6 protein-coding genes and 1 pseudogene are annotated in these 5,383 nt (G+C 63.5%); 2 read left to right on the top strand and 5 right to left on the bottom strand.

Translation table 11 applies throughout. The features are described from left to right. The 3 genes and pseudogenes from EOA28_RS23715 to EOA28_RS23705 form a co-directional block, all read right to left on the bottom strand. Nucleotides 1-426, bottom strand: a pseudogene (locus EOA28_RS23715) (extensin); the annotation flags it as partial. A 137-nt stretch (nt 427-563) separates the two neighbouring features. Further along, complete coding sequence (locus EOA28_RS23710) at nt 564-1,574, bottom strand: extensin family protein (RefSeq protein WP_245463439.1); 1,011 nt, start codon at nt 1,572-1,574, stop codon at nt 564-566. Between the two features lie 114 nt (nt 1,575-1,688). Next, nucleotides 1,689-2,114 (bottom strand): DUF3775 domain-containing protein, encoded by a 426-nt coding sequence (locus EOA28_RS23705; protein WP_112126832.1) that lies wholly within the window; start codon nt 2,112-2,114, stop codon nt 1,689-1,691. Between the two features lie 177 nt (nt 2,115-2,291). On the opposite strand from EOA28_RS23705, the gene EOA28_RS23700 reads away from it, so the two are divergent. Beyond that, nucleotides 2,292-2,825, top strand: coding sequence for a tetratricopeptide repeat protein (locus tag EOA28_RS23700; RefSeq protein WP_126081704.1), 534 nt, complete (start codon nt 2,292-2,294; stop codon nt 2,823-2,825). 263 nt (nt 2,826-3,088) lie between these two features. Next, on the top strand, nt 3,089-3,562 hold the full coding sequence (gene greA / locus EOA28_RS23695; protein ID WP_027168132.1) for a transcription elongation factor GreA: 474 nt from the start codon (nt 3,089-3,091) through the stop codon (nt 3,560-3,562). A gap of 251 nt (nt 3,563-3,813) precedes the next feature. Here greA and waaC read toward each other — a convergent pair whose 3' ends face one another. Next, complete coding sequence (gene waaC / locus EOA28_RS23690; RefSeq protein ID WP_127251527.1) at nt 3,814-4,788, bottom strand: lipopolysaccharide heptosyltransferase I; 975 nt, start codon at nt 4,786-4,788, stop codon at nt 3,814-3,816. Continuing rightward, nucleotides 4,785-5,383, bottom strand: a 599-nt coding sequence (waaF, locus tag EOA28_RS23685; RefSeq protein ID WP_128315335.1) for a lipopolysaccharide heptosyltransferase II, incomplete at its 5' end; no start/stop codon positions are given. The genes waaF and waaC, both read right to left, overlap by 4 nt.

Here is a 5,383-nt window from a genome sequence, read left to right as displayed (position 1 = left end):
CTTCATGGCGACGCTGCCTATCGACGAGACTTTTACCGTGAAATCGATGCCGCACTGTCCCTCATGGATCGGCTGGACGTCCTGATAGACGACGCCCATCCGCTTCAGCTCGTTGCGGCAGTCGATCTCGCTGGCCGGCATCTGCTCGAGAGGCGACATCGGCTCGTCCATGCGCGGATAGGCGGCCTGGGTCATATAGGGGTTGGAGGGAACGAGGCGCTGCATGCCGGAATATTGCGGCGCGTCGGGCTGTGGCACGGCCGCCGTCTGGCTGCCGACATCGACGGCGGGCTGCAGCGCAAAGACGTCGCCCGTGGTACAGGCCGATATCGTCGCGATGGCGCCGGCGGCCAGCCCGGCGATCGCGATTCGCGCGCACTTGTTTCGTTGCGCCGCCATCAGCGCAGCGCCAAGTCTTCGAGCCATTGAAAGGCGTCCTTGTCCCCGAATGGCACAAGGTTAACCCTCAACAGTAAAGGAAAGATCAGCGCCGGCATTCATGCCTGGGGCGGAATTGCGGCGCTGTTCTTGCCGGGACGTGACCGAAACTTCCGGAATTGTGGCTATTGGCAGAAGGTGCCGCCGTGACGTCGCGGTTCCAGGTCGAGATGGAAATGCAGCGCGTGGTCGGCGTCGGCGCCCGGCCCAAGCACCGTCTTGAACGGTCCGCAGGCAGCCTTGCGCACCGCGTCGAGGAACTTCGCATCTTTTTCAGGAGGCGCCGGCCCGACCTCGATCCTGCTTCCGTCCGACAAGGTGAAGCTCGCAATATCGACCGCGTTGCCAAAGGCGTGTTCCGACAGTTTGCGGGTGCCGTTGCGCGGGCGGCAGACGAAGGCCGAGGCCTGGTTGACCGCCTTCAAATCGGCGCCGCGTTCGGCCTTTGCCGTGGGCTGGACGACATCGGCCATGAAGCGAGCCGTTGCCTCGGCCATCGGGCAATTGAGCTCGGTGCCGGGACTGACGCTGATGGACTTGCCGAGCGTCTTCAAAACTATCGGATAGGGGATAGAGCAGCCGATTTGCGCGTCGTGCTCGGCCTTGTGCTCCTCGAACTCGACGCCAAGCGTCCTTAGCCGCTCGCGACACGCGGTTTCCTCGGCCGGCATCTCGTCGGCCGGCACATCGGCCGAGCGGGGATCGGGAAGCATCTTTTCCTCGCCGGCATCGGCCGGTTTTTCCGGCGGTTGCGGCGCGGTTTCCGGCGGCTCCGGCTCCAGTTCGGCGGGTTTTTCGGTCGGCGTGGGGACAATCTCCGGCGTTTGCGGATCGGGCTCCGCCCGTGCCCCAGACTGAGCGCCCTTCGAGCGCGGCGGATGGGCGTCCCATTTCGGATGCGACTTCTCCTGGTTCAGGAAGTCGTCGTCGCTGTCGAGGCGGCTTTTGCCTTGCCCGGACTTCTGGGCGCGGTTTTCCATATCCTGAGGACGTGCCCCTGGCGCCGGTGTCGTTTGCGGCGTCTCCGGTACCGGAGCGGCGCTCTCGCTGGCTGGCGGCAGGTGTCTCTTGTGCCGGTGATGATGCTTGGCGGCCGTGGCCGGCGTTATCAGCAGGGCTGCCGCCGCCAAAGGCAACGCCAATCTGCACAATCCGGAAATGCTCAGCGTTGCCATCGCCCCGAAACGGCAATCGCGTCGCGAAGTTGCCTGCACCGCCGGCCTTGCCGATCACAATCGGTTACCGGCGCGTTACGCGCCTATGGCTTCAAGGCCTTCCTCCAGCCAGTCGGCAAGCATCGGCAGGCCGAGCAGGTATTTGGCCGTGCGCTTCCTTGGGCGCTCCCTGGCGGCAGCCACCGCGTCAGCCCATTCGGATGCGTCATAGTCGCCGCGCCCGACCCAGGCGAGCGCGATCAGTTCGGCCGCTTCGTCGATGTTGAGATCGTTGATCAGTTCGCGGAATTCTTCCTCGGTGAGGTCTTCCGAGGCTTCCTCGACAAGGCCGTCATGGTGATGGCTGGCATGCGCGTCGCCGTCGAACTCGACCTCGTGCTCGGCGCCGTCGTCATAGTCCTCGTTGACGGCGGCGCTCAGCGCCTTGGCCTTGAGGATGAACAGGCGCACCGTGTCCGGGTCGATGGAAAGCTCCCATTCTTTCTCGAGGCGCTGCTGCACGGTCCTTCTCCACGTGATGCGCGTGGCCCGATGATAGCGGATTTGCAGCGCGCGTCACGCCCGGAGGCAAGGCTCTCCTTCGGGCCGTCCAAAATAGTTCGGCCGATGACGGCTTTTCGGGATGAAAGCGGATCGGGCCGGCGTTAGTCTGCCATTGTCACGCTCACGGAGGCATCGATGCGCAGACGATTGCTTGTTCAAGTCATGGCTATTGCGGCGCTGCCGCTGTTCGTCGCCCCGGCTTTTGCGGCCGGTGAAGGTGGCGGAAGCGGTCAAACCACTACCCAGTGCAAGAAGGGCGAAGTCTGGGACAAGAAGAAGAACAAATGCGTGAAGCCGCAATATGGCATGCTGGATGACGACAGCATCTACGAGGCCGGCCACGATCTGGCGATGGCCGGGCGCTATGACGAGGCGATCTCGGTGCTGACGCTCGCCGCCAACAAGCAGGATCCGCGCATCCTCAACTATCTCGGCTATTCGCATCGCCATTCTGGCCGCGTCACGGTCGGCCTCGGCTATTACGAGGAAGCGCTGCGCATCGACCCGAACTACACGCTTGTGCGCGAATATCTCGGCGAAGCGCATCTTCAGATTGGCGATCTCGCCGGCGCTCAGGAACAGCTCAAGGAAATCGAAAAGCGGACCGGCACGGGCTCGCGCGAATACGGCATGCTGTCCGAGCAGATCGATCATTTCCTGCGGAGCTGAACAGGGCTTCAAGCTCTTCGGGCAGGCTGCGAGCAATCGTAGCCGGATTTTTGTTGTTCGCCATCAACCGGCATCCGCGAAAGCGGTGATCATTTCGCCGAACTTCATTTTTGCACGTGAAAATCGCGCCAAGATCGCTATATTCAGGGAAATTGTGGTGAAACGGTTCCGTTAGCCCGAGGCTGCCGGACCGTTTTCTTTTTGTACCCATTTGACAAGGCTGCTCCCGACAAGCGGGGGTGGCGGCAGGAAAGGTCAGGCATATGATCAAGGTCCCGATGACAGGCGAGGGGTTCGCGTCATTGAAGGAAGAACTGCGTTGGCGCCAGCAAGAGGAGCGTCCGCGTATCATCGAGGCGATCTCCGAAGCGCGCTCGCATGGCGACCTGTCCGAAAATGCCGAATATCACGCGGCCAAGGAGTCGCAGAGCCACAATGAAGGCCGCATCAACGAGCTCGAGGATCTGATCGCGCGCGCCGAGGTCATCGACGTCTCCAAGCTTTCCGGCGACAAGGTGAAGTTCGGCGCGACCGTCGTGCTTGTCGACGAGGACACCGAGGAAAAGAAGACCTACCAGATCGTCGGCGACCAGGAAGCGGACGTGAAGTCCGGCCGCATCTCGATCTCCTCGCCGATCGCGCGTGCGCTGATCGGCAAGGAAGTCGGCGACGCCATCGAGGTGAACGCTCCCGGCGGCGCCCGGGGATATGAGATCGTTCAGGTGCAATTTATTTAGTGCGCTTCGCCAGATTGGGATGACGTTTCATTGAATTGTCATCCTGATCCAACTCTTTGTTGGAACATGATCTTTCGGTTCTCACTTTTCGAGATCATGTCCTGGCGTCGATTTCTGAGCTACCACGGCTCGCTGCGGATCCATTGCAAACGTTCGGAATTGGCTGAAGCCTCCGTGACGTCGTCATCCTCGGGTCTGCGCCGCGTCGCTTCGCTCCTTGCTCCGCCCGTGGATGACGAAGCAGCCGCGGTCTAAGCTGGCGCGTTTGATCTGAGCGCCAGCAGCCACTCAGCCTCGGCCATCACCTCAGCCGGCGTGATCTTGCCGCCGGGCGGCGCAAGCAAGGTCGATGCAAACTTTCCGCGCGGGCCGGTGAGACCGGGCTCCGTCGCCAGGAAGATGGCGACGGTCGGGAGGCCGAAGGCGCTGGTGAGGTGGGTGAGGCCGGTGTCGGCGCCGATGACGAGCGTCGAGCGGCCGAGGATCGCGGCGACGTCCGCGAGCGGCGATTTCGCAACCAGCAACGTCTTTGGCACGGCACCGGCGATGGCCTCCGCCACCTTCTTTTCCGCCTCATTCGACCATGTGACCACTGGCGTGAATTGCCGGTCGGCCAGCTCGCGCGCGGTTCCGATCCAGTCCTCGGCCGGCCATTTCTTGTCCTCGCGGCTGGTGCCGTGGAGCAGGAAAGCGGTTTTGCCTTCAACGCCGGGTAGCGCGCCCGCTGGCGGCACGATGCCGGACTCGAGCGCCGACAGGTCAGGCTGGTAGCCCAGCGCCAGGCCGAACAGCCGCCTGGTGCGCTCGATGGCATGCAGATCGCGCGGCACGGCGTATTTGCGCTGATAGAACAGCGTCGCCGAAGGCTCACGGGCGCTGGCGCGGTCGAAGCCGGCAATCGGCGCGCCGGCCTGGATGGCGACCAACGCCGATTTCAGCAAGCCTTGCGCGTCGATGACGAGGTCGTAGCGGGAGGCACGGAACGCTCGGCGCAAGCCGGCCATCTCGCGCCATGTGCCGCCGTCGAAAAGCCTCTTGCGCCAGCGCCGGACCGCCACTTTGTGGATCACTCCAATCGCCGGATGCAGCGCCACGATGCCGGCAAACGGCTCCTCCACGCACCAGTCGAAGCTGATATCGGGGCGGTTGCGCACCGCGTCCTCGACGGCCGGAAAGGTGTGAATGACATCGCCCATCGACGATGTCTTGACGATCAGCACTTTCATGCGGCCGCCGGAACCTTGAGCAGGCGGTCGGCCGCGGCAGTGACACGGGCGACATCAAGGGTCTTGAGGCAGTTGAGATGCCCGAGCGGGCACACTTTCTTGTGACAGGGCGAGCAGGACAGATGCAGCCAGATCAGTTCGGAGCGCTCGCTGAGCGGCGGCGTGTTTTCCGGCGACGTCGAACCATAGACGGCCACGATCGGCGTGTTTACGGCGGCCGCGACATGCATCAGCCCGCTGTCGTTCGAGACCGCAAGCTTTGCCGCGGCGATCAGGTCGATGGCGTCCTCCAGCCGCGTCTTGCCGGCAAGGTCGATGGCGCCGGGCGCGAGTGTCGCGATCTCGCCGGTCACGCCGGCATCGTTCTTCGAGCCGAGCAGCACGACGCCCAGACCCTTTGCCATCATGTTCCGGGCAAGCCCGGCATAGTGATCGCTCGGCCAGCGTTTTGCCGGGCCGAACTCGGCGCCGGGCATGAGCGCCACAAATTTCCTTCCCGTCAGCCCGAACCGCGCCAGCAGATCGGCTTGGTTGGCCTTGTCGACGGTAAGCTTCGGCGCGCGAAACGTGCCGCCGCGCGCGAGGCCGAAATAGG

Source organism: Mesorhizobium sp. M2A.F.Ca.ET.067.02.1.1 (assembly GCF_004023285.1).
Lineage (GTDB): Bacteria > Pseudomonadota > Alphaproteobacteria > Rhizobiales > Rhizobiaceae > Mesorhizobium.
The sequence above is the reverse complement of the archived record's forward strand: the minus strand, read 5'-3'. Positions and strand labels throughout refer to the sequence as shown.